Here is a 24,065-nt window from a genome sequence, read left to right as displayed (position 1 = left end):
CAGACGCCATTGGTCAGAGTGGCTGACGCGCGGTTCACAGCGTTCCGTAGAAATCATCGACCTCTTTCTTGGCCTCCTCGCGAGCCATGCCGTGACGCTCCTGGAGAACGCCGACCAAACGCTCGTATTCACCGTCGACGACATCCAGGTCGTCATCGGTCAGCTTTCCCCAACGCTTCTGGGCTTCGCCCTTGACCTGCTTCCAGTTGCCTTTCACCTGATCGCTATTCATGTGTCTCTCCTTATCGCCTCCATGCAAGCGCTTGCTGACGCTCCACTACACCGTAGCAGTCACCCGGGCTTTTAACCTAGCCTGAGAACACTGAACTCCACTGATCATAGTCGCCTTGCCCTATAGCCGCCTTTCGCCGAATGCGGGCGCAGCCAGGCGCTGCGCGTAAGGCATTGTATTGATTGCTACCCAGGAGTTGACGGTGACGAAAAAAGTGGTAATATACGCCTCCGTAAGCCGGAGGGATGGCAGAGCGGTTGAATGCACCGGTCTTGAAAACCGGCGAAGGTTTATAGCCTTCCCAGGGTTCGAATCCCTGTCCCTCCGCCACTTACCTTTCTCAGCAATGACTTACGTCACCCGCCCGCTGAGCAAAACACCCGAAAATATCGATTTCTATAACGTCTATAACGATACCCGTTATAAGCTTGCGCCGGCCCGGTGCATAAACGCGTGCTTTCAGACCAAAGTGCGAGCGAGCCATGCAGAGCGCGCCAAGGTCTCACGCGACAGCCTGTACCGGGCAATAACTCGATCCCCCCAGTGAACTGCCTGCATGGCTATCGATCAGTACAGCCGCAATCCCACGCGCTTGACCTGGTTACCGTCCATTTCGCTGATGACCCACTGAAAGCCGTGCCAATCGATGTCATCGCCGATTACCGGATGGCCGCCAACCCGCAGTGATACGAACTCGCCAAGTGTCATCTCCTGCTCACCAGGACTCAACGTCAGGCCGTATGCATCTGCCACGTCACGCATCAGCGCAGCTGCGTCGAGAGTGAAGGTGCCGAAGAACGCGCGCTCCTGCTTCAAGCGGGCATCACCATTGAAAAGCCGATTCAGTGCGGGAAGATCGTCACTGCGGCCGATGATGCAAAGCACGTCACCCATGCGCAACCGGGTATTGCCCTTGGGGTGCAGCATCGCATGCTGCCGGAACAGGGCCGAGATCATCGCTCCCGAAGGAAAACGCAACAAGCGAATGGGGGTATCATCCAGGGCATCGTTCTCGACCTGATAGACGAACATCTCATAGTCGTTTTCCGGCAGGACACCCAGCGGGCCGCGCCGGTTGGGCGTGGTCCGGGCAGGCACCAGAACCTTGGTCAATCGGGCCGCGGGAGACAGGCTGCTGCCCTGCACGAGCAGCGAGATCAGCACCGCGAAAAAGGCCACGTTAAAATATAACGTGGCATTTTCCACGCCACCGATAACCGGAAAAATCGCCAGCACGATCGGCACCGCACCGCGTAAGCCGACCCAGGATATGAAGGCGATCTCTCGCCAGCGAAAACGAAAGAATGGCTTGATGGCCACGATCACAGCCAGTGGACGAGCCACGAATATCAACACCAACGACAGCAAGGAGGCCGGGACCGCATAGTCCATCATCTCGCTCGGGTTCACCAACAGACCCAGCACGAGGAATAGTCCGATCTGACTGAGCCAGGCCAGGCCGTCGTGTACGGGCAGAATGAAGCTGAGATGCCGTCCCGGCTGGTTGCCGACCATGAGCCCGGCCAAGTAGATCGCCAGGAAGCCGCTGCCGCCCAGCGCGCTGGTAAGTCCGAAAATGCAGAACCCCAATCCCAGCGTCAACAACGAGTAAAGACCGGGGGCCAGGTCAAGCCAACGCAGCAACCTGGCGATGAGCCAGCCGCCACCTACGCCGATCAACAACCCCAAGCCGAACTGGTTGACGAACATCAGCACGGTGTCGACGGGGCCGCCGATCTCACCGGTAAGCACCTCGACCAGTGTCATGGTCAGGAAGATGGCCATTGGATCGTTGGTACCGGATTCGATTTCCAGCGTGGCCCCGACGCGTTCGTTCAGGTCGAGTCCCCGCCCGCCGAGCATCGAAAATACCGCCGCGGCATCCGTCGACCCGACGATTGCCCCCACCAGCAAGCCCTGAACGAGCGTGAGATCGAGAAGCCACATGGCAGACAGCCCGACGACGCCACTGGTCAGGAAAACCCCTAGCGTTGCCAGCGACAGCGCCGGCTTGAAGCCGACGCGGAAGGTTTTCAGGCGCGTACGCAGCCCGCCGTCGAGGAGAATCATCGCCAGGGCGAGATGACCGATGATAAAGGCCAGCGAGTAGTTGCTGAACTCGATGCCCAGCAGGCCATCTTCGCCGACGAGCATGCCCAACCCCAGAAAGATCAACAGCAAGGGAAGGCCGAACAGCGATGACAAGCGGCTTGCCAGGATACTCAGCGCGAGCAAAGAGCCGGTGAACAGAAACAGCGTGTTGATGCTATCCATTGTGGTCCATGTCGGATTCCTGATGCCCAGTTAGTATGTCATGCGTTAGGTAGCCACGCAGGCGCCCTTCTGTGTCGTTTGCGCATTGCCAAGAGCGATCTGAAACGCCGAATCAACGGCTTCGCTAGCCAGTCAGATATCCACCGGGCTAGACTGGAGCGCCACCCCGCCCGCTACGCGGGTCATCCCATCGTGTATTAGAAGGAATCGTCAGTGATGCTGGTGAACCGCCTTTCGGCCATTGTGTTAGGTCTCGTCTTGGCGTTGGACACCCAGCTAGTGCAGGCTGCTGCATTACCACTCGACAAGAGCGCCATCGAGGCTGCGCTACAGGTAGCCGGCAAGGCCGATGATGACGCGGCGAACAGCGCTATTCGTGACAACCTGCCGATTCAGGGACTCTCCCGAGGTAGTGAGGCGCAGCGGCTCGCCCCTAGCGAGCCCCGCTTCGCCCAGAATGAGCCGGAAACCATCACGCCGCCGCCGACCCACAGCCTGCGCGTGATGCTCGACTGGTACATCAACCCCTACCATGCGGCGCTGATCGTCGCCCGCGAACGCGGCCTGTTCGAACAGGAAGGGCTTGACGTCACCTTCAGCGCCCCGGCCGACCCCAACGTGCCGCCCAAGCTGGTGGCGGCCAAACGCGCCGACTTGGCCCTGATGTCGCAGCCTACCTTGCATCGGCTGGTCGACCGCGGTCTCCCCCTGGTCAGGGTCGGCACGCTGATTCCCGTGCCGCTCAGCGGGATTCTGGCCCGCGCGGATCGCGGCATTTCCTCATTAACCGATCTCAAGGGTAAAACCATCGGCTATGCGGTAGAAGACGAAGCCCGGGTACTGCTCGATGCTCTATTCGAACAGCAGAGTTTTGGTGTCGAGCAGGTCACCCTCAAGCACGTCGACTTCTCGCTCAGCCAGGCCCTGGTGGGTGGCGATGTCGACGCCGTCGTCGGCACCTTGAGACCGCTGGACCGTCGTCAGAACGCCCAGCAGGGTGTAGCCACCCGTGAATTCTCTACCGACGATAGTGCCAGTCCCCTGTACGATGCGCTGATCCTGGTGGCCAACCGCGACGACCTGGGCAAGCACCGCAGTGATATCGGTAATTTCCTCGAGGCCCTGGAACAGGCCACCGCCTGGCTGGTCAAGCATCCACAAGCCGGCTGGGAGCTGATCCGAACGGCCGAACCAGCGCTCGATACGCCAGAGAATCGTGCCGCCTGGCCTGATGTGCTGCCCCTCCTGGCACTGCGCCCCAGCCTGCTTCAATCCCAGCGCTATGCGCGCTTCGAAGCCTATCTGAAAGCCCAGGGACTGATCGAGCAACTCTCCCCGGTATCACGCCTCGCCGTCGAGATCGAGACGCCCTGACGGGCACCGCCACCGAGCGCACTCGTCTCAGTTTTCCTCATGGCCACGTTCGGCCAGAAACGTATCCACGGCCTCGTGAAAGGCCTTCGGCGCCTCGGCATGCAGCCAATGCCCCGCCTCCAGGGTGACGACTTGCGCTGCGGGCAATACCGCCTTGACCTGGGGCAGCAGGGCATCCTCGACGTAATCCGAGCGGCTCCCGCGCACGACCAGGGTCGGGCCCGAATAGCTGCCCTCGCCGGCCGGCTCGGCGGCGATATCGGCATAGGCCGCCTCGATCTCGTCGAGCCCGACGCGCCAGCGCATGATGCCGTCATCGCCGCGCTCCAGATTGGTTGCCAGGAACCTGCGTATCGCCGGCGTCTCGACATGCGCGGCCATCGCCGAATCGGCTTGCTTGCGGGACTCGGGCGCATCGCGCTCGACCTGCCGCATGGCCCCGAAAATGGTCTCGTGACCGTGATCATAGGCCACCGGGGCGATATCGGCGACGATCAGCGACGCCAGGCGCTGCGGATAAAGACGCGCCACGCTAAGGGCGACCTTGCCGCCCATCGAATGGCCCAGCAGATCGCAGCGTTCTATTCCCAATTGATCGAGCAGCGCAACGACATCCTCGGCCATCACCGCATAGTTCATGGTCGCCGCATGCGGCGAACGACCATGATTGCGCAGGTCGACGACCACCACTCGACGCTGCGCCTGCCATTGCCTGGCATGCGAGCGCCAGTTGTCGGCACTGCCGAACAGGCCATGGAGAACCACCAGCGGCACGCCTTGCTCGGGGCCGCCGAGCTGATGATGCAAAGCGACGGTTCGGGTCATGCGAAGCCTCTCCTGTATCAACGCGAATGGAGGAATCTCGGTAACCGCATGCTTACACGCCCTCGTGGGTCGGCTGCGCCCCCCAGCTCAGTAGACGACGTGTCAGCCATCCCAGCAGCAACCCGTACATGGGCAAGAATAACAGTAACGAAATACTCAGCTTGACGGCGTAATCGACCCAGGCGATTCCCACCCAGTGACCGGCCATGAAGGCATCCGGCCCGTTATGAAAGGCGACCGAAAAGAACACGAAAGTATCGGCGAGGTTGCCGACGACCGTCGACAACGCCGGCGCCACCCACCAGCGAGCGTTGCGCCGCAGACGATCGAAGACCTGGATATCGAGTAGCTGGCCGATCACGTAAGCCATGAAGCTGGCCAGGGCGATGCGCGCGACGAACAGATTGAACTCGCCCAGCGCTGCCAGGCTGCGAAACTCACCCTTCTCGAACAGCACCGAGAGCAGGTAAGAGATGATCAGTGCCGGGAACATCACGCGGGCGATGATCAGGCGCGCCGGCGTCTTTCCGAATAACCGAACGGTAAGATCCGTCGCCAGGAAGATGAACGGGAAGCTGAACGCGCCCCAGGTGGTATACAATCCAGCGATCGTGAAAGGCAGCTGCACTAGATAGTTGCTGGCAGTAATCACCGCCAGCTGCAACGCCACCATGACCAGCAGGCAGCGCCGATATTGGGTGTCGGTCAGCGCAAGCATTCAAAGGTCCTTTTTACTGACGATGGATACCGAGGGGTGAGGGAACCCTCGCAGGTGATGCGTGGCTGGGCGTGGGCGGGGATTATAGCCGATCGCGGCCTTGCGGTCGCCTACCCGGTCCGGACGCCTTGCAGGTGGGCCTCGATCAGCGCCCGCGAGATCGAATAGGCCGGTGGCAGTTGCGGCAGCCGGCGGGGGGTGAACCATGCCGCATCGGCGATCTCGACGCCATCGATGCGAATGCGTCGGCTGGCGGCTTCGGCGAAGAAGCCCAGCATCAGCGAGTGCGGAAAGGGCCAGGACTGACTGCGGAAGTAGGCAACGCGCCCGACGCTCAGCCCCACTTCCTCGTACACCTCGCGGCGCACGGCGTCCTCGGCGGCCTCGCCGGGCTCGATGAAGCCGGCCAGGGTCGAATAGCGTCCAGGCGGAAAGCGCGGACTGCGTGCCAGCAGCAGATCCTCGCCGTGGGCGACTAGCGTGATGATGCAGGGCGAGATGCGCGGATAGCTACGCTGGCCGCAGCGATCGCAATGCATGGCGAATTCGCCGGCAATCCGCCGAGTCGGGCTGGCGCAACGCCCACAGAAACGATGGTCGCGCTGCCAGGTCACCACCTGCAGCGCGGTGGACAGCAACATGAAGTGCGACTCGCCCAGCTCGCCGAGCCATTGCCGCGCCGACGGCCAGTCCTGCTCCTCCGCCTCGACGAGCACGGCCACCGGCAGGTCGTGCCAGAAGCCCAGCGGCTGAACCCCGTCGGGCCAGGTCGCGACGCTCTCGAGAAAGCTGCCGTCTCGCCCCGGGGCGACACGCCCGCGCCGGTCCATGCGAATGTACACTCCGCCGCTGTGGCGTTCGGCGCCAGGCAGGTCGCGGCGAAACATCACGGCTCGACCGGCCGCGAATGCCAGTCGCCCATCGCGTCCCAGCGGCACTCACCCGCCGAGTCGCGGATGCTCGCCAGCTTGGCCTGATGCGCGGCCCACTCCTCATCACTGGGTACCGACACGACAAGCCGCGGGCGATTCGTCGGCAGACGGCGGATCCGGCTCGCCGCGGCGCCGCCTTCAACCGCCTTGCCAACGTCGGCATCGAGGGTCAAGGCCGTCTGGCCACCGGTCATGGCCAGATAGACATCGGCCAGTATCTCGGCATCCAGCAAGGCGCCGTGCAACACCCGGTGGCCGTTGTCGATCTCGTAGCGCTTGCACAACGCATCGAGACTGTTGCGCTGACCCGGGTGCCGGTCCCGCGCCATCTTCAGCGTATCGAGAATTTGGCAATGATCGGCGACGGGACCCAGCACCGGCTCGCCACGCAGGGCCTTCAACAGCTGGAACTCATGGTCGATGAAACCAACGTCGAATGCCGCGTTGTGTATGATGAGTTCCGCACCGTGAATGAACTCCCAGAATGCATCGGCAATCTCGGCAAAGCGCGGCTCATTGGCCACGCGCTCGTCGGTGATGCCATGGATTCCGACGGCTTCGGCCTCGATGCTTCGATCGGGGTTGATGTACTGATGATAGCTGCGACCGGTCAGCCGTCGATTGACCACTTCGACGGCGCCGATCTCGATCAAGCGATGCCCCTCCTTGGGGTCGATACCGGTCGTTTCGGTGTCGAGGACGATCTGGCGCATGACAATCTCGATATTCGTTGAGGAGGGAAGCGCAGCGTCGGCTCAGTTCGCCAGCGTTGCCGCGTCGATGGCCGCATTGGCCAGGGCATCGGCACGTTCGTTGCCGGGGTGGCCGCCGTGTCCCTTGACCCAGTGCCATTCCATCTGGTGGCGCTGCGACTCGATCAACAGCGCCCGCCACAATTCGGCATTCTTGACCGGCTGCCGGGCGGCAGTCTTCCAGCCGCGCTTCTGCCAACCGTGGATCCACTCGGTGATGCCCTTGCGCAGATATTCCGAGTCGGTATGCAGGGCGACGCGGCAGGGGCGCTTGAGTTCACGCAGCGCCATGATCGCGGCCGTCAATTCCATGCGATTGTTGGTGGTCTGGCGCTCGAAGCCGTTGAGCGTCTTCTCGTGTTCGCCGGCCCTGAGCAGGGCACCCCAGCCACCCGGGCCGGGATTGCCGCGACAAGCGCCGTCGGTATAAATCGTTACCCGGGGTAAGTCGTGTTCAGTCAACCTCGGTCATCCTTTCGCGTTCATGCTCGTTGCTTGCCACCCGCGGGGCGTGTCCCAACAGCGAGCGCCCCACGGCAGGCGTGCGCAATCGCGGTCGAACGACCTGTGCCCACTGACTGCGGCGCCGCGCACGAATCATGTAGGCATCTGCCAGGGGCAGGTTGTGGCGTCGCCCGAGGGTTTCCAGAGCGGCGTTGCGCGGGTATCCGCCGAGCAGGCGAAACCCGCAGTAGTCTACCCGCTCGATCTCGAAGTCGACAAACGCCAACCAGTCCTTGAGGCGTCCCGGCGTCCGCCACTGGCCGCGCCAGGGCAAGACCTTGCGGCGCCCGGCCCAGGGCCGGCGACACCCCTCGAAGCTCCAGGGCGACCAGCCGAACACAACCAGGCGACCCTCGTCGGCGACCAGCCGCGTCGCCTCCTGAAGGAGCCGATGCGGCTCGGGCATGACCTCGAGCAGATGGTGGATGACCACGAGAGTCATGCTTTCATCGTCTAGCGGCAGGCTGTCGGGCGCACTGATCACGGTTGCCGCATCGTTGGCGAGTTCGCGGGTCGGTGACCAGGTCAGGGAGTGACGAATGGGGCACATGTCACTGAGCCGGGGCGCCATTCCCAGCTGTAAACTATGAGCGCCAAAGAGATTTTCGCATATCGGCCCCAGGCACGCCCGCTCGGCCTGCCAATGAGCCAAGCCGGCTTGCGTCGACCAGTAGCGACGTCCCTCGCGCATTAGTCGAGCCAATTCGACCGTTGACTGCGAATTTGACACAGCGCCTCGATCCCCCCAAGGTTGGCCATTTTACGCAGCCGGAATTGCGCCACGTACGTGCGGATAACGGTTAATCATGGACTGTTCTGGCTGCCGTCAACCGCGCCGAGGATAAACTCTTCATGTTGAGCGTGACACCCATTCCGGCTTTCAGCGACAACTATATCTGGCTGTTGCGCCAGGATACCAGCAACGATGTTGCTGTCGTCGATCCCGGCGACGCCGCACCGGTGGTCGAGCTGCTCGAACGCGAGGGACTCGACCTGACAAGCGTGCTGATCACCCATCATCATCATGATCATACCGGCGGCCTCGCGGAGCTCGCCAAGCGCTACGCCCCCCACGTCATCGGCCCCGACAATCCCGATATCAAGGCGCTCGACGAGCGACTGGGCGACGGCGACGAATGTCGCGTCCTGGGGCGCCGATTCGAGATCATGGCGGTCCCCGGTCATACCCTCGATCATATCGCCTTCTTTGCTGCCGGAACCCCACCGCTGCTGTTCTGTGGCGACACGCTGTTCTCGGGGGGCTGTGGTCGTCTCTTCGAAGGCACGCCCGAGCAGATGCACGAGGCGCTGACCCGCTTGAGCGCTCTGCCGGATGACACGCTGGTGTTCGCCGCACACGAATACACGCTGGCCAATCTGCGCTTCGCCCAAGCCGCCGAGCCGGACAACCCGGCCCGCGATCGCTACCTGAGCGAGTGCCAGCAGGCCCGCGACCTTGCGCGCCCCACCCTGCCCAGCAATATCGGCCGCGAACGCCAGATCAACCCTTTCCTGCGGGTCTCCGGCGAGGCCGTGCGGACACGAGCCGCGACGCAGGGCGCGGCGGATACGCCGCTGAATACATTTGCCACGCTGCGCTCCTGGAAGGACCGCTTTTGAACCCCATGGACGCCATTGATCGCGCCCACGAGGAAGCCCCGACATGACTCACCGATCGTCCCGCCGCCGGGCTCACGGCCTGGCGGGCGGCTTGATGCTGGCCCTGGCCGTGGGCGCCGCGCAGGCACAACCGCAGACGCCCCCGACCTTCTGGAACGAGCTGATACTGGAACCCGCCGCGAGCAAGGACGCCTGGGCGCGTCTACGCAACGATTTTCAGTGGCAGGTGGATGCCGACGAACCGCGCGTTCAGCGCTGGCTGGAATATTATCGCAAGTCTCCCGACAACGTGACCGCGATCGCCCGGCAGGCAAGCCCCTGGCTTTACTGGGTCATGGAGGAGCTCGAGCGTCGCGACATGCCCGGCGAGATTGCCCTGCTTCCCTTCATCGAAAGCGCCTACGACCCTACTGCCCAGAATCCCGGCGGCGCTACCGGCCTGTGGCAATTGATGCCCGGCACCGGCGACGCACTGGGATTGCGGCGCGACTGGTGGTACGACGGCCGTTTCGACGTGATCAGTTCGACGCGCGCCGCACTCGATTATCTTCAGCAGCAGGCCGACCAGTGGTATGACGGGGATTTCGAGCTTGCGCTGGCGGCCTACAATGCCGGCGCCGGGACCGTCAACCGAGCGATACGCCGGGCGCTCGCTCAGGGCAAGTCGGGAAGTTACTGGGACCTTCGGCTGCCGCGCCAGACGATGAGCTATGTACCCAAGCTACTGGCGCTCTCCCAGATCATCGCCCGCCCGGACGAGTACGGCATCAGCCTGCCCGCCATCGCCAACAAGCCCGCCTTCGCACGCGTCCAGGTACCCGGCCAGATCGATCTCGAACAGGCCGCCAAGCTGGCCGATGTCAGCGAAGCCAAGCTGGAAGCGCTCAATCCCGGATTGCTTCAGGACGTGACGCTGCCGCGTGACGCTTCGACCCTGCTGGTTCCGATCCAGGCGCGAGAAACGCTGATAACCGCGCTCGCCGACCAACCGCCTCGAGCCATGGCCAGCTGGCAGCGCTATCGGGTCAAGCGCGGCGACACCCTATCGGCGATAGCCAACCGCTATGCGGTGCCCGTCAGTGTGCTGCGACAGGAGAATCGCCTGAATGGCGATATCATCCGCATCGGCCAGACCTTGCGGGTTCCGCAAGGTCGTAAGACGCCTGACTCCCGTGCGGACACTTTGGTGGTACAAGTCAAGCCCGGGGACAGTCTCAGCGGTATCGCCCAGCGTCATGACGTTACCGCCTCGGATATCGCGCGCTGGAATGCGCTCGACAGCAACCAGTATTTACAACCCGGTCAACGCCTGACACTGTATCTGGCAAACTAAGCATTTCACCCGCCTTTCCCCTCCTTCGATTTCTTTCTAAGCCCTGTGTTTACGGGGCTTCCTTCCTTCTCCCCCTTTCGCTAGTATTCACCCTAACGGACACCCAACAGACACTCCCCTAACGGACACCGATGCTCACCGACAAAAAGATCCGCGCACTCAAGCCACGCGACAAGGACTACACCGTTTCTGACGATACCGGCGGCCGCGGCGAAGGCCGCCTGGCCATCCGTGTGCGCCCTACCGGCACCAAGACGTGGGAGTATCGTTGGTTCGAAGACGGCAAGAAGCGGCGCAAGTCGCTCGGCACCTTCCCGGCCGTACCCCTGGTGGAAGCGCGCCAGGAAGCGGCGGAAACCGCGCGCAAGGTTCGGCAACAATCGCCCATCTCCCCCGCTGCCCAGGGAACACTCGGCGAGTTGCTCCTGGCCTATGTGCAGGACATGCGAAACCGCAATAAACGATCAGCTGACGAGGTAGATAGCGATGTCAGGCGCCTGGTCGAGAAACCGTTTCCGCGCCTCTGGGGCAAGGTGGCCGCCAAGGTCACGCCGCACGATATACGCGATGTCCTCACCCATCACATCAACCGCGGCATGAGAGCGGGATCCAACCGGCTGCGTTCATACATCAGCACGGCGTACCGCTACGGGATGCAAATCGAGTTTGATCCGCTTGCATCGCAAAACCGCACATGGGGAATTACCCTTAACCCGGTGGAACCTGTGCCCAGGCAGCGCCAGTTCGAGAACCAGGGTAAGCGCGTCCTGACCGCCGGGGATGTCGGCGCCGTATGGGGCAAGATCGCCCGCACGGCGCGCGTGGGGACGCTTGGCGCATCGATTGTCCGGCTCTGTATTGCCACCGCTGGACAGCGCCCGACGGGGCTGGTGAGGCTCGAGCCCGACATGCTTGACTTTGATGAGCGCTTGATCTGCCAACCCGGGTCCATCACCAAGAATGGCAAACCACACGTCATCCCCATGTCGCAACAGGCCTACGAAATCCTGGCGCCGCTTCATCAATCTGCCGTAGATCGCGACTGGCGGTACCTGTTTCCCTCGGCGTACAGCACGATTGATCACTACCAGGTGAACAGCGCCGGCCAGGCGATACGTGAATACCGAATGCAGCACGGTGCTGCCCACTGGACGTTGCGCGACATCCGCCGTACAGCCAAGACCGTGCTCGGCATGCAGAAGGTCAGCAAGGAGGACCGCGACAGGCTCCATGGCCACGCCTTGCACGACGTATCGAGCCTGCACTATGACTTGTACGAATATCTCGACGAGAAACGAGCGGCGATGAAGGCTTGGGAGAAGTGGCTGAACTCGGCGCTCTCATAGGTATTCGACCATGCTCCACCCCGCCCACTTCCGCGGCATCAGCTATTGCATCCAGCGCGTCGATAATGGATAAGGACGACAGTATGAAGCACATCGCAACGATGGCCCTGGCCGGCATTCTCACGGGCTGCGCCGGCATGCCCGGCAGCCACGAGCCGCCCCACTACGATTACAACCAGCAAGCCATCATTGCGCCCGGGTATCCTGTCGAGCGCGTCGATCAGCCGGCGGGCTACACCTATGCGGCGATCGAAAGCACATCGGCATCCAAGGAATATAGCAAAGCCTGGGATTCCGGCAGCGGCCGGATGAGTGATTATGGCGTTGGATGGAACAGCGATGAAGGCGGCACGAGCGTGGTGGTCGCGCTATTCCGTAGCGTCGATCCGCAGTCCTATATGTTCCCGCTGGAAGACACGGATGGCTTCGAGTTCATTGATGGCAATCGCGTGCAATACGCCTTCCAGGAAGGCCGGTACCGGGATGTGGTTGGGAACGCGCCCGACCTGATACCCGGCAACGCTCCTGGGTGCGCCCATGGTGTGTACCTGGTGGCGACCTCAAGCGATGCCCGCCGCCGGTTCATCGGCACGCTGTCCGACGGCCTGCCGTGTGATGAGCTGGGTCAGGTAACCAGCCTGGACCGAGAACAGCAGCTAGATCGCGCGTTCCGCCTGATGGGCTTGCGGTGAAGTGAGCCGCCCCTTAGAGCGGCTTGTGGTGGCTGCGGAATTTTGATCAGCGTCCTGCTGGCAGCGCCCCGGCCGCTCTCTGCATCGAATGGGCGATCCTCGCAGCACCAAGAACGTGCTCGTGAAGATCATCCGCGTGGTGGCTGCCAAGCGCTTTGAGCGCCGGGCCCAGCTCGCGCTGCCAACGGTTGCTCAGCCACTTGGCGTGGTAGCACAGCAGCCTGAGCCCGGCGGCCTGTTCGTCGAGATCACCGTGCGCTACCGCATGAGCAAGGCTGCCTTCGGCCTGATCCGTTCGGATTGCGAGGCGATATGGGAAGCCCGTGGAGAGATGCCGGCGCGCCTGGCCGATGAAATTCCAGAGGCGGCATGGGATCAGCACCGCGAGGCGATCCTCGAATTGGTTGCGGAGAGTTTGGGGAAATGATGCGAAGAATTGCTGTAGCGCTACTCACCGCCCTGCCATTGCTGGCCATGGCCGAAAACTACGGCTCTGCTCGAGTCAGCGAAGTCACCAGCATCTACGATGGCGATACGTTTCGAGCGAATATCGAGGGCTGGCCGGCAATCATCGGCGAGCGGGTGCCGGTGCGCATCATGGGCATCGATACGCCGGAACTCCGGTCACGCTGCTCCACCGAGACAGGCAAGGAGCGGGAGAAGCGCCTTGCGCGAGAAGCCAAGCAGTTCACGGTGGCCAGACTGCGCGGCGCCGACGAGATCGTGCTCGAGCATCTGGATCGCGGCAGCTTCTTCCGCGTGCTGGCCGAGGTGCGAGTGGATGGCGAGAGCCTGGGCGAGTCGCTGATGGCGGCGGGGCCTGCGCTCAGGAAATCTAGGCCCTCGCGCTTTACGCGGCGCCTCGCTACCCTGTCTCTATGGATCTCTCCGAGCTATTCTTCCTTGCCATCGCTCTGCTCGTCTTCGGGGGCCTGGCCATGACCTGCATGCCGCCGCGCTGGCAGACGCCAGGCGTGTGGCTGCTGGTCAGCCTGGCGGTCATCCCTGCCTTCCTGATGATCATCATGGTGCCGACGCTGGCGATAGGCGGGGCGATCCTGCTGGCATTCGCCGCCGGCGGTAACGGCCGGCGGCGCTGATCTATTCGCCCGTTTTCGCGCTTTCCAGCCGACGCCCCGCCATCTCAGTCAGGCGGTTCTTCATCGCGCGCAGCCGGTCCATCTCGCGGCGCTTGAACTCGGCGCTGTTGTCGGAGCGTTGAACCATCTGCATGCGCTTGTTGACGGCCGAGAGCTTGCTCTGCGTGCGGTTGAGCCACTTGCGCATGCGCAGCATCTCCCGGTTGTCGTTGAGCAGCTGCATGGCCTGCTGCTGGTCGCCGAGCTCGCGATACTCCTTGATGTCGGCGTAGACCCGACCGACCTCGTTCAGACCCTCATAGAACAGCGTTCCGTAGCGGTTATAGCGGTCCTCGTCGCCCAGGTTCTGGTAGAAGCGCCGGATCGGCTGATATTCATACCAGTAGCTTGCCGGCTTCGTCTCGCCCTGCATGGTGCGCGCGATGGTGTCGGTGATGCCTGCGCCCCAGGCGCCGACCTGACCGAGATACCCCTGAATGAGGTGATCGACCTGCACCGGTGACACCGTGAGCTTGCCCTCGGGGCCGAATAGCGCCTCGCTGGCGTCGGAGATCCACTGTGCGGGTGCCGTGGTGCTGCTACGGGAGCGCAGGCTTGGCGACAGCCGGTCCATGCCCATAGACTCGATGGGGCGGCCGGTGAAGGCGTCGTAGTTCGAATAGACGTCGAGCATCGGCTGGGCGATCTGCGGCACCGGGGAGAAGCTAAACGTGCCGGTCAGCATGCGGCCGAGACGCTCGCGGAACAACTCGCCGGTGGCCTTGTCGTCCACCATCTGCTCGGTCATGCGCTCGGCCAGGGTGGCGATCGCGCCGACCTCGAACGGTTTCGGGATGAATATCCCCTGGTCGCCGATGCGGAAGAACCAATAGGTATCCTTCTGCCAGTCCTCGAGCTTGCGGTATTCCTCGTCGTCGTAGTTGTTCAGGTAGAGCGCGATGCTGGCCATGGCGATCGAGCCGGTGACCGTCCAGAAGCGCGCCGCGGCCTCCTTGTCGCTGGCACTACCCCTGCCCATCGCCACGCGCAACGTCGGCGCCACGCCGGAGCGCCCGATCTTGTCGAGGCCCTGAAGGCGGGCGTTCATGAATGGCACGACATCGATCAGAAAGCGCACCGCCGGCCAGGCGCCGCGGCTGGAAAAGTCCATCAAGTCGCGCGCCTGGAAGGCGGCGAACAGTTTGCCGCGCGCCTCGTTCTGTCGGTAGATCTCGGCTCGGCTCATGTTCTCGGTGAAGTCGGTGGCGTCGTTCCACTTGCTCCACAGCAGCTTGGCCGCCGCCGGCACTTGGCTGGGATCTCTAACCAGGTGTGCTTTGCGCATCTGGCTGGTCAACTGCACCTTGAGCTCGTCGGCGTTCTCGCCATACAGGTAGCCAAAGCTGAACGAGCCGCCACTGGCCATCATCCGCGCCCGGGTGCGCTTGTTAGCGTAGGTCCGGGCGCCCCTGAACAGGTTGGCCGGAATGTTCTTCGACAGCGGCGACGTGGCGGCGGCCTGCATGGAATCGCGTAGCATGTTGGCGACGACGAACTGCGGCGTGGTCGTGGTCATGTTGGTGAATACGCGCTTGAAGCCGCGCATCAGCTTCATGGCGGTATTGTTCATGCCCGGGTCGGCCAGGGATGAGATCGCCTTGTAGACCAGCGGATCGCTGACCTCGTACCAGACCTTCTGGCCGTCGCGCAGCACGTACGTCGCGTCCGGGTTGCCGCGCACCTGCGCTTCTGGTGCCTGACTGGCAATCCCCACCGCCTCGGCATTATCCATCGCCTGCACTGCCGCCTGGTTATTCAAGCTGGTCTGCAGCAAATGATGAAAATTCATCATCGTGTTCGACAGCAGGTCGTTCAGGTTGCCGCTGCCGCCCCTGAGCTTCTTGTAGGCCTCGGCGCGGGTCAGGCCGGATGTCGCGCGCGGCGCGTCCGGGCCCTTGGCTTCCTCGCTGATCCGGTAGAACGGCACATAGAATTCATCGCGCCACATCGCCCGGTTCTCGGCGCTGATAATGCCCGACTGCTCGGCGATCGCCAGCACGTCGTCGCGGTATTGCTGGAACTCGGCGAACACCTCGTCGTAGAGCGCGCCGCGGTCGCGGCCGTCCTTGGTGGTGCCCTGGTTCAGCGTGCGTAACCCCTCGATCTCGCCGGCCTCGAACAAGTTCTCGCGACCCTCAGCGGCCAGGCGTGCGGAGCGGTTGCCGGCGATCCAGCCCATGAAGCGCTCGATCTCGGCGGCGTCGCCCAGCCGGCCCAGCACGCTGCCCAGACCCAGGCTGTCGTCGTCGCGGACATCGATTACCTTCTGGTCCGGGTCCAGATAGATGCGGCCGTAGTTGAGCATCGCTGTCAGCGCGCCGCTGGCAGCGGACGACATGCGGGCAAGCACCCAGCTCGAGGACGCGGTCGATCCGTCCACGCTGTCCTTGCCCAGCAGCTTCTCGTCCATCTCCTTGAGCGCGGCGTAGCGATCGACCAGACCCTGGCGAATCTTCGTTCCCAGTCGGTCGGTATGCTCCTTGAACCATGCCAGCGCCGACTCCCTCGGCGTGCGCGGCGCGATCTTGTTGAGCGCGCTGGTCTGCGCATCGGTCAAATCGTCGAAGGCCTCTGACGTGGTGCGCGGTTGGGCGCGCAGGCTGTAGCGCTGTACGATTTCGCCACTTGCCTCGGCCTGCTTGCGGCGTAGGTAGTCGCGGGACTTCTCGCCCAGCAACAACACATCGGTATACGACCAGCCGATGCCCGGGAACATGGTGCGCAGCAGTTCGCGGATCTTTGCGACAGCACGCTGCCAGGCCTTGGGCCGGTAGCCCTTCTCGAGCAGGTGGGCGATCATCTCCTCCGCAATGGTCACCTGGTCGTCGGGGTTGTTGCGATCGAGGAAGTCGTAGGTTTCCAGCACCTCGTCGAGCGCGGCGCGCCCCTGCTTGCTCAGCGGCAGGGTCTTGTAGAGCTGACGCATCACCGGCGCCAGTTCCTCACCCAGCATGCCGCGAATGCCCTTGTGGCCCACGGCTTCATGCACTGCGGTTCGCACCGCGCGTTCGACCGATTCGTTGTTGTTGGCGATGATGTAGAGCTTGTCGCCTTCGTAGAAGCCGCGCACGTCGCGTGGATTGATCCCGTTCAGGGCCATGCCGATCAATGAGGCCTCGGGAAGATCGCGCGGCGAGTCGAGGATGGTGAAGTCGCCGAGCTGCTCGATCATGCCGGCCAGCGCATTGCGCACGGCTTCGGCTGTGGGCGGCTGATCGGCTGGAGAGTCGTCGAGACGGTAGAGCTGATCGCTGGGCTGCTCATCCAGGGGACCGTTCTGCCCGCGCGCGGTGGCCGTCTCCGCGGCCCGGTCGCTACCATCGGGGCTTGTCTCGCTGGTGTCACGGTCTGCCGGGCTATCGGTGGCCTGGAGATGTTCTGGCGCCACTGGATCCCGGGCGGCTTGCGCAGCCGCCTGCTTACCATCTTCACGCCGCCGGATCAGCGCCTCAGCGTAGTCCATGCCAGTCTTGGTCAGCGTCGATTGTTGGTAGAAGGCGCCATCCTCGTCCACGAGGCGGCGATTAGAGCCTTCACCCTGCATGATAGCGCCATCTTCCACGGCCCGCTCGATACGCTCTTTGCGGGTCATTACTCGACCATCGAAACGCATGCGCCGATTGAGGGCGTCGCGGGCCTTACCGGCTCCAGGCCGCGTGACGCCGAGGATTGCTGCCAGCTCGTCGAGATCTGCTTTCTCCCGTGCCTGTTGCTGCTCCTCGCGCTGCTGGTTGATAGCAGCCTCCTCCTGAATCTGCGACCGCTGATCCGCGCGGCGCGCATTGCGGCCAGCCTCTTCCAGCGCTTCCTCGCGGGTCTCGAACAGGCTATCTCCGGACTGCTGCTGACCGGCCCGCTCTGGCACGGCCCACATCTCGCCCATGGCGCGCACATGAGTGCGGTAGGGCTCGAACCCTTCGGGGGCTGATTGCTGCAGCGTGGCTTCGCCTTGAGATTCCGTTAGCTCGGCCTGTTGCTCCTGCCGGGCGGCCTGTTCGCGCTCGGCAATGTCCTGCTCGGTGTAGGTGCTGAGGAGCGGCTCGGCTACCGTGTCGTCGGGCGCATTGTCTCGGGCAGCATCAGCTTGTCGCCCTTCGGTAGGCCGCGGTTCGCCTGAGCGAGTGCGTCCTGAAACATCGCGCGCAGCGGTTCGTTGTTGCGTATCGGACTGGCGGAATCCTTCATTGATCACGTCCTGGTTGGTGGTGGTGTCTTCAAACAGAGATCCATTGCGCTCGCTCTCGGCGCGCTGGCGTATCGCCTGCCCAATGTAGCGCATCGCTTCGCCCAGGGCCAGGCGTGAGCGCATGTTGTTGTTGAGCGTCACAGCAAGGTCGGCGGTCAGCGCCGGCACGGGTTCGCTGAAAACGTCCTGTTGGCTGACCAGTTCTCGGATCGGCGTTCCATCCTGCCGCGAGCGGCGCACCAGGCGCACGGCGTCGTTGATCGTGCCGATGGCAGTCAATGCATCCTCACTGCCGGTCTCGCGCGCCACGGCCAGGTCAGCCGCCGCGCCCTGCAAGGCGGCGGTCAGGTTGCGCATGGCGTCGCCCTGCTCGGTGGCCATCTCGACCATGTCGCTGTCGTTGTAGGCCTTGGCGAACACGGCGCGCTGCATGCGCTGGCCGAGCTCCGGGCTGGCCTGGCCGTCGCGGGTGGTGTAGCGGCTGGCCTCGTTGTTGCCCAGATGCTGGACGAAACGGCGCTGGAAGGCGCGGTTGCTGGCGGCCAGCGGGTCGCCCGACTGATCCGGGTTCCATTGCTGAATGTCTCCAGCGGTCAGCGCGTCGGCATCTGCGCGCGCCTGCTCGTAGCTGGTCATGCCTGCGACGGTAGATTCATTGGCACGCCGCGCGAAGTCGGCCCGGTCCATGCTGGTAACCCGCTCGCGGACCAGCACCGGCTGCTGCATCTCGCCGATGGCGGCCGGGTCCATGCCCATCGCCTCGGCCTGCTGGCCGACGTACTGACGGTAGGCGCTGCCGAGACCTTGCCGGTAGGCCTGGCTGATCGCCATGATGCGGCCGTTGCCGGATTCGACCACCCCGTCAGGGCCAATGATCGGCGCACCGGTGGCGGCATCGGCGCTGGGCCCCAGTCGCTCCGGGTTGAGGTTGGCGGCGATGTTGCGTACCTGCACCTGGCTGTTGGCATTGGTGCGATCGCGTGGCTGCAACTCGGCAGGGAATGCCTGATTGACGCGGCCATCATCGGTATTGGAGGGCGTGAGCTCGGCCAGGTCCATGACCCGGTAGCGCGTCTTGATCGGCGTATTGTCGGGCAGGTAGGTGGTTTCGGTGGGGCCGCGGGTGCGCGCAAGCTCGGCGACGCGCTGATTGCTGTCCTGCTGCTGAGCGCGTTCAGTCTCGGGGTTACGCCCACCCTGTGTGTCGCTGAACTGGGCGCGCTCGAACGGCTGATCCAGTCCGGTGTTGGCGTTGCCGCGGCGCGCAACCGGCCCATCGCCGTAGACGATACCCTGGTCGGCGAGCTGCGGGCGCCGCTGGGTCATCTGCTCGCGCAGGCGTGCCTCGCCCTGTTGTTGGGCCTGCATCCGCTCATCGCGGCGCACGGTGCGCGCCTGCGGGTCGTATTGGGTGGTGTCGGCGCTGGGGCCGCCCATGTTGATGACGGATGGATCCGGGGCATTGAGTCGGCCGGCGGAATCCTGCCCCAGGTAGCCACCGAACGGCGCGGCGCGCTCCCATGTGCCGGTCGCCGGGCGCTCGCGGCTGCCCTGGCGGTTGAGCGATTGCGTCAGGTTGCGGCCGATCATCTCGGCGCGGCCGGCCAGCCGGTTAGCGAGCTCGATGTTGCCGTCGGCATAGGCGGTCTCGGCCCGCTGCAGCACGGCGTTCATGTTGCGCAGTCGGGTCTTGCCCTGCTCGGTGCCGTTGGCCAGCGCCTCCATGTCCTCGGCGGCGTTCATGGCGAGTTGGATGCGGTTGCCGACCTCGGCGCCCTGCCGGGGCCCTTCGGCGGCCTGTTCATCCTGGCTGGCGCCCTCGGCCATCTGCTCGGCTTGCTGGGCGGCCTGCGCCTGCTGTAGTGCGTCGCCACCGGCGGCGGCGGTCTGCTGGCGGGCCTCGGCAATTGCCTGTTCCTTGCGCCGTTGGGCGCGCTGCGCGGGCGGCGTGTCGTAAGCCGACCAGTCCGGCTCCGGCTCGGCCTGCGGTTCTGCCTGGCGGCTGCCCTCGGCCTGCCGGTCGGCAGGTAGTTTGTTCACGGCGCGACGCGCCTGCCCTCGCTCGACAATGCCGGCCGGTGCGCCCATCATGGCGCCACCCAGGCCGCCGGCTGCCGCCGCGTCAATGACCTGCTTCCAGTTGGCCTCGCCCAGGTCGCTCAGCAGCGTCTGACCGTTGTTCTCGACCCAGTAACTGGCATTCTGCTCGATGAGGGTTTGCAGGGCTTCGGTCGAGGATTCGGCCATGGCCTGCGTCAGCATACCCTTGCCGGTCGCGCCCTTGAGAGACTGGCCCGCGGTACGCTTCAGGCTGGACAGGGTGTTGTCGGCAATCTCGCCCGCAGCCCGGTCAGCGATTTCCTTGCCGCCGAACTTGCGCAGCGCGCGCATCACCGGCAGCGCATCCAGGGCGCCGGCAATTGAGCCGTGAGCCAGGGCTACGTCGGCGTTCTCGACCTCCCCCATGATCGAGCCGGTTTCCATGCCGGCACTTGCGGCGTAGGCGCCGATCGCCTGACCGGCTTGGGTCGCCGCACGTTTGGCGGCGGCTCCGGCCAGCATGCGCGCAGCAACACCGCCCGCGCCGCCGCCGGCTACGGCCGTGGCCATGGTCGGAACCAGGTTGCCCGCCGTGTAACTGGCCCACTGCCAGGCGCTGGTCTCAGGGTTGGTGAACAGGTCGGTGAAACCGTAGCCCAGGGCGTTCTCGCCGGCCTCGGCCATGTTGCGATCGTAGACGCCCTTGCCCGCCTCGTAGACGTCCTCCTCTCCCAGCTTCTGCCCGGCCGCCATGAGCAGGCCGCCGCCCATGGCTTGCAGCTGGTCAACGCCGGCGGAGAAACCGGCGGAGAAGCCGGGTTCGTCTTTCTCGGGTTTGCCGGCCTCCCCGTACGCCAGCGCCTGCATCTCGCTGTCGGAGAGCCCCTGAAACTCGGGCTGCTGGGCGAGTGCACCGATCAGTTGATCGTCGGCTACGGATTTCAGGCGCGGGTTCTGGGCGCGCAGGTCTTCAAGAAGGGGCATGCAGCGAGTCTCCCGACTGGCTTGGGCTTAGAAATCCTCGATCGAGATGCCGGCCTTGGCCAGCGCGTCCAGTTGCTCGGCGATGCGCCGGCGCTGGAACTCCGAGGTATTGGGGTCATTGTACAGCGTGCGCATCTGCTTTAGCAGCGCACGGCCCTGCTGCTGCTTGTCGGCGCTGGACATGCCCAGGGACTTCGAGCTCTGCCCGAGCAAGCCGTTGGGGCGGCTGCCGAAGATCGATTGCACCTGGCCGGCAACGTCGTCGATCTGGCTCTCGATCTGGGTCTGCTGCTTCTCGGTCTGCTGCTGCTGTTCGGTGGCCTGGCGGTTCTGCTGGGTGCGCTGAACGGCCGTGTTGAAGTCCTGCGGCTGCCCGCCCTGCCGCGCCCCTTCCTCAGGCGCGCCCAGGGTGTCGGCCAGGCGCGTCGCCAGGTCACCGCCGCTTGATTGTTCACCCATGCCGATGATCTGCCGCTGCTCGCCGGCCAGTTGGTTGCGCTTCACCTTCAGTTGGGCGCGGGTGGCCTCGTCGAGCATCGCGTTCGAGTCGTTGAGCTGCTTGTCGATCTGTTCGATCTGGCCGCCAAGCTGTTTGAACATCAACTCCTGACGCTTGGTGATCTCGCCGCCACCCGATGGATTGATGCCCTCCGGCACGTCGCCGGTCTCCCCGGTGACCGTGTTGAAGCGGGAGTATCCGCCGTCCTGGTTGGGAACGACGGTCCAGCCGCCGGCCGCGCTGCGCGAGTTGGCGCCGGCTTCCTGCTGGGCGGCGAGATTTGAGCGCAGGTTGCGATCAGCGGTGTTCTCGGCGGCCGTGAAATCCTGCCCGGCGATACGCTCGCCCCGCTGGAAAGTGCGCCCTTTGTCGTTCTCGGTCGCGGTGAACTGCTGTTGATCGTTCTGTTGCTCCATCGCGTACTTCTGGCGCAAGCCCATCAGCGCCGCTTCCTTCCGTTTTTTCAGCTCGAGCTTGGCGTTCGTCTGAACGGCTTCACCGGCGCCGCCCAGGGCGGCCGCGAGTAGTCCTGCCATGGTTACATACCTCGCATCGGTTTCTGGGCGGGAGCGGGCTGTTGTGCCTGCTGGGGAGCTTGCTGCGGTGCCGGCTGCTGGGGTTGCTGGTCACCCTGCTGCTGGCGACTGCCTGCACGCTGCTTGAGCTCGCGCGTGGCGCGGATCAGCTCGCCGTAGCGCTTGCGCTGTTGCTCGGTCATCGCGCTGTCTTGCACCAGTTGCCCGAAACGCCCGATGCCGGCCATGAACGCGGCCTCGACCGCTTCGCCGTTGCCCTGCTTGGGCAGACGGCCCATCTCCATCGCCATCTCGCCGACGGCCTTGGAAAGCTCCATGCCGGCCTGGAACATGACGCCGGGCGGCACGGTTTTCCCCTCGGCGGCAAGCGCGTGGTAGATCGTCAGCATGACGGTGCTGACCACCGTGCTCATGCGCTGGACGATGTCGTCGCCCTTGCCGAGCGCCTGTTCGACTTGCTGCATGCCGGGGCCGTAGAGGTACTCGAGCATTGCCTGGACGAGCGCGTCGTATTGCTGCTGGCCTTGCTGAGGGTCTGCGTCCGTCTGCGGGTCACTCTGCGAGGGCTGCTGCTGGGGTTGCGGCTGGCCTTGCTGTTGCGGGGCGGGCTGCCCTTGCGGGGGCTGCTGAGGGGCTTGCTGCGGGCGCTGGGGTGCACCCTGGGAAAGGAGTCCTGCCATGTGTGTCGCCTCCCGGCGAGATCGGGTTAACCGAAGAATGACTCAGCATAGCTCGCGTAGCCGTCGAAGTCAGCGGGGCCGTAGCTGGTTGCGGGTGCCGCGGCGGCCGGCTGGTTCGTCGCGCTGGCGAGTAGCCCCTGAGAGCCATTGCCCTGCGCGGGGTTGGCCGGGGTCGCTGGCGAGGTGCCGGGGTCGCTCAGGGCCATATCGCCGATCTCGCCGCCGGCGGCGTTGCCCAGCAGTCCGCCAGCGCGCGCGCCATTGACGCCCGCCAGGCCGAAGCCAGTGTTCGCGCCGAAACGCGACAGCCCCATGCTGGCGATCGCGCCGAGCGTGTTGCTCGCCGCCTGCTTGCCGATGTTGGTGGCCACGCCGGCATCGAAGCTCGTGCCGTACTGATCGTTGAGCGCATCGAAAGTGCTGGCCGCCTTGCGCCCGCCCACGACGGAGTCGATAGCTGTATCGAGCGCGACCCCGCCCGGGCCGAGAAAACCGGTGGCCACGTTCTGCGCCATGCTCAGCAGACCATGCGGCTGCGAGGACTGCTGAACGCCGCCGTAGGCCGCCTCAAGGTTGCCACCGACCATCTGGCCGAAGTCTTCCTGGCCGATCTTCTGCCCGACATCGGACGGCTTGCGGCCGGTCTGGTCGGCGATGGTCTCGACCATGCTCTCGGCGCGGCTCATGGCCGGCGTGGCATTGTAGCTGCGCGGGGTGTCGGCGTAGGTGGTGAAGTTGGTTCGATCGAGAAACGAGCGCTCGGCCTGCTCGGCGGCTTCGTCCATCGAGGCGATGGTGCCGTTGGAAATACTCTGGCTGGGCGCGGTTGCCACGCTTCGACCGAAGGCGCCCGAGTAGCCGGACGTTTCAGCCGCTGCGGCCGGACTGTTGCTTGCGCCCGAGCTGCTGCGGCCGGGCGTGCTGTTGCCGCTACCACCGCGCACGCCACCAGTGTCTACTTCGGCGCCGAAGCCGCTGGAGTAGCCGCCCTTGTCGCTATTCGACCCGCCACGGTCTGACCCGCCGCCGTAACCGCCCGAGCCACCCGTTGCGCCGTCAGCCGCCGAATCCGCCCAACCCATCACTCACCTCCCGCGATCATGCCGTTGGTCAGCAGCCCGGTCTTGGCCTTGCCGATGTACGAGCCGTAGCCTTCGATCGTGCCGGGGTTGATCATCTGGTCTTGGCGCTGCTGGCGGTAGAGCTTCTCCTTCCAGTCCTGCTCGTCCTTCTGCGCGTAGTAGCCGGCGACACCGGTGGCCACGCCGCCGAGAATGTTCGCCGCCTCGGGGTTATCGCTGAGCCAGTCGAACGCATCGGTGGCGTAATCCGCCGCCGAGTCGAACAGGCCGCTGGCGGTGTCGCTCACCGCGTTGCCAATGCTGCTCCAGTCCATATC

At 64.3% G+C, this 24,065-nt stretch carries 21 protein-coding genes and 1 tRNA gene; 9 read left to right on the top strand and 13 right to left on the bottom strand.

What is annotated here, in order from left to right:
• Positions 1-34 precede the first annotated feature (34 nt).
• Positions 35-232 carry a CsbD family protein gene (locus tag K7I12_RS00760; RefSeq protein ID WP_031383560.1) on the bottom strand — a complete coding sequence of 66 codons (198 nt, stop codon included), beginning with the start codon at positions 230-232 and terminating at the stop codon, positions 35-37.
• A 239-nt stretch (positions 233-471) separates the two neighbouring features.
• Between K7I12_RS00760 and K7I12_RS00755 the strand changes: the two genes are divergently transcribed.
• Positions 472-562: transfer RNA gene (locus tag K7I12_RS00755), tRNA-Ser, on the top strand.
• A gap of 237 nt (positions 563-799) precedes the next feature.
• Here K7I12_RS00755 and K7I12_RS00750 read toward each other — a convergent pair.
• Entirely contained in the window at positions 800-2,506 is a 1,707-nt protein-coding gene (locus tag K7I12_RS00750; RefSeq protein WP_031383561.1) for a potassium/proton antiporter, read from the bottom strand.
• Positions 2,507-2,764: 258 nt separating this feature from the next.
• Between K7I12_RS00750 and K7I12_RS00745 the strand changes: the two genes are divergently transcribed.
• Positions 2,765-3,880, top strand: coding sequence for an ABC transporter substrate-binding protein (locus K7I12_RS00745; protein WP_231662668.1), 1,116 nt, complete (start codon positions 2,765-2,767; stop codon positions 3,878-3,880).
• A gap of 27 nt (positions 3,881-3,907) precedes the next feature.
• Here the strand turns inward: K7I12_RS00745 and K7I12_RS00740 are convergent, their stop codons facing one another.
• The 6 genes from K7I12_RS00740 to K7I12_RS00715 form a co-directional block, all read right to left on the bottom strand.
• Complete coding sequence (locus K7I12_RS00740; RefSeq protein ID WP_031383563.1) at positions 3,908-4,705, bottom strand: alpha/beta fold hydrolase; 798 nt, start codon at positions 4,703-4,705, stop codon at positions 3,908-3,910.
• A gap of 52 nt (positions 4,706-4,757) precedes the next feature.
• A complete protein-coding gene (locus K7I12_RS00735) occupies positions 4,758-5,423 on the bottom strand; it encodes a 7-cyano-7-deazaguanine/7-aminomethyl-7-deazaguanine transporter (protein ID WP_031383564.1) in 666 nt (221 codons plus the stop codon).
• 110 nt (positions 5,424-5,533) lie between these two features.
• Positions 5,534-6,310 (bottom strand): NAD(+) diphosphatase, encoded by a 777-nt coding sequence (gene nudC, locus K7I12_RS00730; RefSeq protein ID WP_031383565.1) that lies wholly within the window; start codon positions 6,308-6,310, stop codon positions 5,534-5,536.
• A complete protein-coding gene (gene dnaQ / locus K7I12_RS00725; RefSeq protein ID WP_031383566.1) occupies positions 6,310-7,068 on the bottom strand; it encodes a DNA polymerase III subunit epsilon in 759 nt (252 codons plus the stop codon). Before dnaQ ends, nudC begins: the two co-directional genes overlap by 1 nt.
• A gap of 42 nt (positions 7,069-7,110) precedes the next feature.
• The gene (gene rnhA / locus K7I12_RS00720; protein WP_031383567.1) at positions 7,111-7,569 is read right to left on the bottom strand and encodes a ribonuclease HI; all 459 of its coding nucleotides are present in this window, start codon (positions 7,567-7,569) and stop codon (positions 7,111-7,113) included.
• A complete protein-coding gene (locus tag K7I12_RS00715; protein WP_231662666.1) occupies positions 7,562-8,161 on the bottom strand; it encodes a class I SAM-dependent methyltransferase in 600 nt (199 codons plus the stop codon). The genes rnhA and K7I12_RS00715 overlap by 8 nt, the downstream gene beginning before the upstream one ends.
• A 302-nt stretch (positions 8,162-8,463) precedes the next feature.
• Between K7I12_RS00715 and gloB the strand changes: the two genes are divergently transcribed.
• The 7 genes from gloB (at position 8,464) to K7I12_RS00680 (ending at position 13,702) form a co-directional block, all read left to right on the top strand.
• Positions 8,464-9,231, top strand: a complete 768-nt coding sequence (gloB, locus tag K7I12_RS00710; RefSeq protein WP_031383569.1) for a hydroxyacylglutathione hydrolase — start codon at positions 8,464-8,466, stop codon at positions 9,229-9,231.
• A gap of 43 nt (positions 9,232-9,274) precedes the next feature.
• Positions 9,275-10,564: a LysM peptidoglycan-binding domain-containing protein gene (locus tag K7I12_RS00705; protein WP_031383570.1), complete on the top strand. Its 1,290-nt coding sequence runs from the start codon at positions 9,275-9,277 to the stop codon at positions 10,562-10,564.
• A gap of 131 nt (positions 10,565-10,695) precedes the next feature.
• Positions 10,696-11,910 carry a tyrosine-type recombinase/integrase gene (locus tag K7I12_RS00700; RefSeq protein ID WP_231662665.1) on the top strand — a complete coding sequence of 405 codons (1,215 nt, stop codon included), beginning with the start codon at positions 10,696-10,698 and terminating at the stop codon, positions 11,908-11,910.
• Between the two features lie 83 nt (positions 11,911-11,993).
• On the top strand, positions 11,994-12,602 hold the full coding sequence (locus tag K7I12_RS00695) for a hypothetical protein (RefSeq protein WP_231662663.1): 609 nt from the start codon (positions 11,994-11,996) through the stop codon (positions 12,600-12,602).
• 121 nt (positions 12,603-12,723) lie between these two features.
• Positions 12,724-13,029, top strand: coding sequence for a hypothetical protein (locus K7I12_RS00690; RefSeq protein WP_231662660.1), 306 nt, complete (start codon positions 12,724-12,726; stop codon positions 13,027-13,029).
• A complete protein-coding gene (locus K7I12_RS00685; RefSeq protein ID WP_231662659.1) occupies positions 13,026-13,544 on the top strand; it encodes a thermonuclease family protein in 519 nt (172 codons plus the stop codon). Before K7I12_RS00690 ends, K7I12_RS00685 begins: the two co-directional genes overlap by 4 nt.
• On the top strand, positions 13,541-13,702 hold the full coding sequence (locus tag K7I12_RS00680; protein ID WP_231662658.1) for a hypothetical protein: 162 nt from the start codon (positions 13,541-13,543) through the stop codon (positions 13,700-13,702). Before K7I12_RS00685 ends, K7I12_RS00680 begins: the two co-directional genes overlap by 4 nt.
• A 1-nt stretch (position 13,703) precedes the next feature.
• Here K7I12_RS00680 and K7I12_RS00675 read toward each other — a convergent pair whose 3' ends face one another.
• The 5 genes from K7I12_RS00675 to K7I12_RS00655 are packed head-to-tail and all read right to left on the bottom strand — an operon-like array spanning position 13,704 to position 24,062.
• Entirely contained in the window at positions 13,704-20,951 is a 7,248-nt protein-coding gene (locus K7I12_RS00675; RefSeq protein ID WP_231662657.1) for an LPD38 domain-containing protein, read from the bottom strand.
• 27 nt (positions 20,952-20,978) lie between these two features.
• Complete coding sequence (locus tag K7I12_RS00670) at positions 20,979-21,986, bottom strand: hypothetical protein (RefSeq protein WP_231662654.1); 1,008 nt, start codon at positions 21,984-21,986, stop codon at positions 20,979-20,981.
• A gap of 2 nt (positions 21,987-21,988) precedes the next feature.
• Entirely contained in the window at positions 21,989-22,666 is a 678-nt protein-coding gene (locus K7I12_RS00665) for a hypothetical protein (protein WP_231662652.1), read from the bottom strand.
• 26 nt (positions 22,667-22,692) lie between these two features.
• The gene (locus K7I12_RS00660) at positions 22,693-23,748 is read right to left on the bottom strand and encodes a hypothetical protein (RefSeq protein ID WP_231662650.1); all 1,056 of its coding nucleotides are present in this window, start codon (positions 23,746-23,748) and stop codon (positions 22,693-22,695) included.
• Positions 23,748-24,062: a hypothetical protein gene (locus K7I12_RS00655; RefSeq protein WP_231662649.1), complete on the bottom strand. Its 315-nt coding sequence runs from the start codon at positions 24,060-24,062 to the stop codon at positions 23,748-23,750. The genes K7I12_RS00660 and K7I12_RS00655 overlap by 1 nt, the downstream gene beginning before the upstream one ends.
• Positions 24,063-24,065 lie beyond the last annotated feature (3 nt).

The organism is Halomonas sp. IOP_31, assembly GCF_021151495.1.
Taxonomy (GTDB): Bacteria; Pseudomonadota; Gammaproteobacteria; order Pseudomonadales; family Halomonadaceae; genus Modicisalibacter; species Modicisalibacter zincidurans.
The sequence above is the reverse complement of the archived record's forward strand: the minus strand, read 5'-3'. Positions and strand labels throughout refer to the sequence as shown.

Coding starts and splice junctions, on each gene's coding strand:
- K7I12_RS00760 (WP_031383560.1), bottom strand. CDS start 232: ATGAATAGCGATCAGGTGAAAGGCAACTGGAAGCAGGTCAAGGGCGAA.
- K7I12_RS00750 (WP_031383561.1), bottom strand. CDS start 2,506: ATGGATAGCATCAACACGCTGTTTCTGTTCACCGGCTCTTTGCTCGCG.
- K7I12_RS00740 (WP_031383563.1), bottom strand. CDS start 4,705: ATGACCCGAACCGTCGCTTTGCATCATCAGCTCGGCGGCCCCGAGCAA.
- K7I12_RS00735 (WP_031383564.1), bottom strand. CDS start 5,423: ATGCTTGCGCTGACCGACACCCAATATCGGCGCTGCCTGCTGGTCATG.
- nudC (WP_031383565.1), bottom strand. CDS start 6,310: ATGTTTCGCCGCGACCTGCCTGGCGCCGAACGCCACAGCGGCGGAGTG.
- dnaQ (WP_031383566.1), bottom strand. CDS start 7,068: ATGCGCCAGATCGTCCTCGACACCGAAACGACCGGTATCGACCCCAAG.
- K7I12_RS00715 (WP_231662666.1), bottom strand. CDS start 8,161: ATGTGCCCCATTCGTCACTCCCTGACCTGGTCACCGACCCGCGAACTC.
- gloB (WP_031383569.1), top strand. CDS start 8,464: ATGTTGAGCGTGACACCCATTCCGGCTTTCAGCGACAACTATATCTGG.
- K7I12_RS00705 (WP_031383570.1), top strand. CDS start 9,275: ATGACTCACCGATCGTCCCGCCGCCGGGCTCACGGCCTGGCGGGCGGC.
- K7I12_RS00700 (WP_231662665.1), top strand. CDS start 10,696: ATGCTCACCGACAAAAAGATCCGCGCACTCAAGCCACGCGACAAGGAC.
- K7I12_RS00695 (WP_231662663.1), top strand. CDS start 11,994: ATGAAGCACATCGCAACGATGGCCCTGGCCGGCATTCTCACGGGCTGC.
- K7I12_RS00685 (WP_231662659.1), top strand. CDS start 13,026: ATGATGCGAAGAATTGCTGTAGCGCTACTCACCGCCCTGCCATTGCTG.
- K7I12_RS00680 (WP_231662658.1), top strand. CDS start 13,541: ATGACCTGCATGCCGCCGCGCTGGCAGACGCCAGGCGTGTGGCTGCTG.
- K7I12_RS00675 (WP_231662657.1), bottom strand. CDS start 20,951: ATGCCCCTTCTTGAAGACCTGCGCGCCCAGAACCCGCGCCTGAAATCC.
- K7I12_RS00670 (WP_231662654.1), bottom strand. CDS start 21,986: ATGGCAGGACTACTCGCGGCCGCCCTGGGCGGCGCCGGTGAAGCCGTT.
- K7I12_RS00665 (WP_231662652.1), bottom strand. CDS start 22,666: ATGGCAGGACTCCTTTCCCAGGGTGCACCCCAGCGCCCGCAGCAAGCC.
- K7I12_RS00660 (WP_231662650.1), bottom strand. CDS start 23,748: ATGGGTTGGGCGGATTCGGCGGCTGACGGCGCAACGGGTGGCTCGGGC.
- K7I12_RS00655 (WP_231662649.1), bottom strand. CDS start 24,062: ATGGACTGGAGCAGCATTGGCAACGCGGTGAGCGACACCGCCAGCGGC.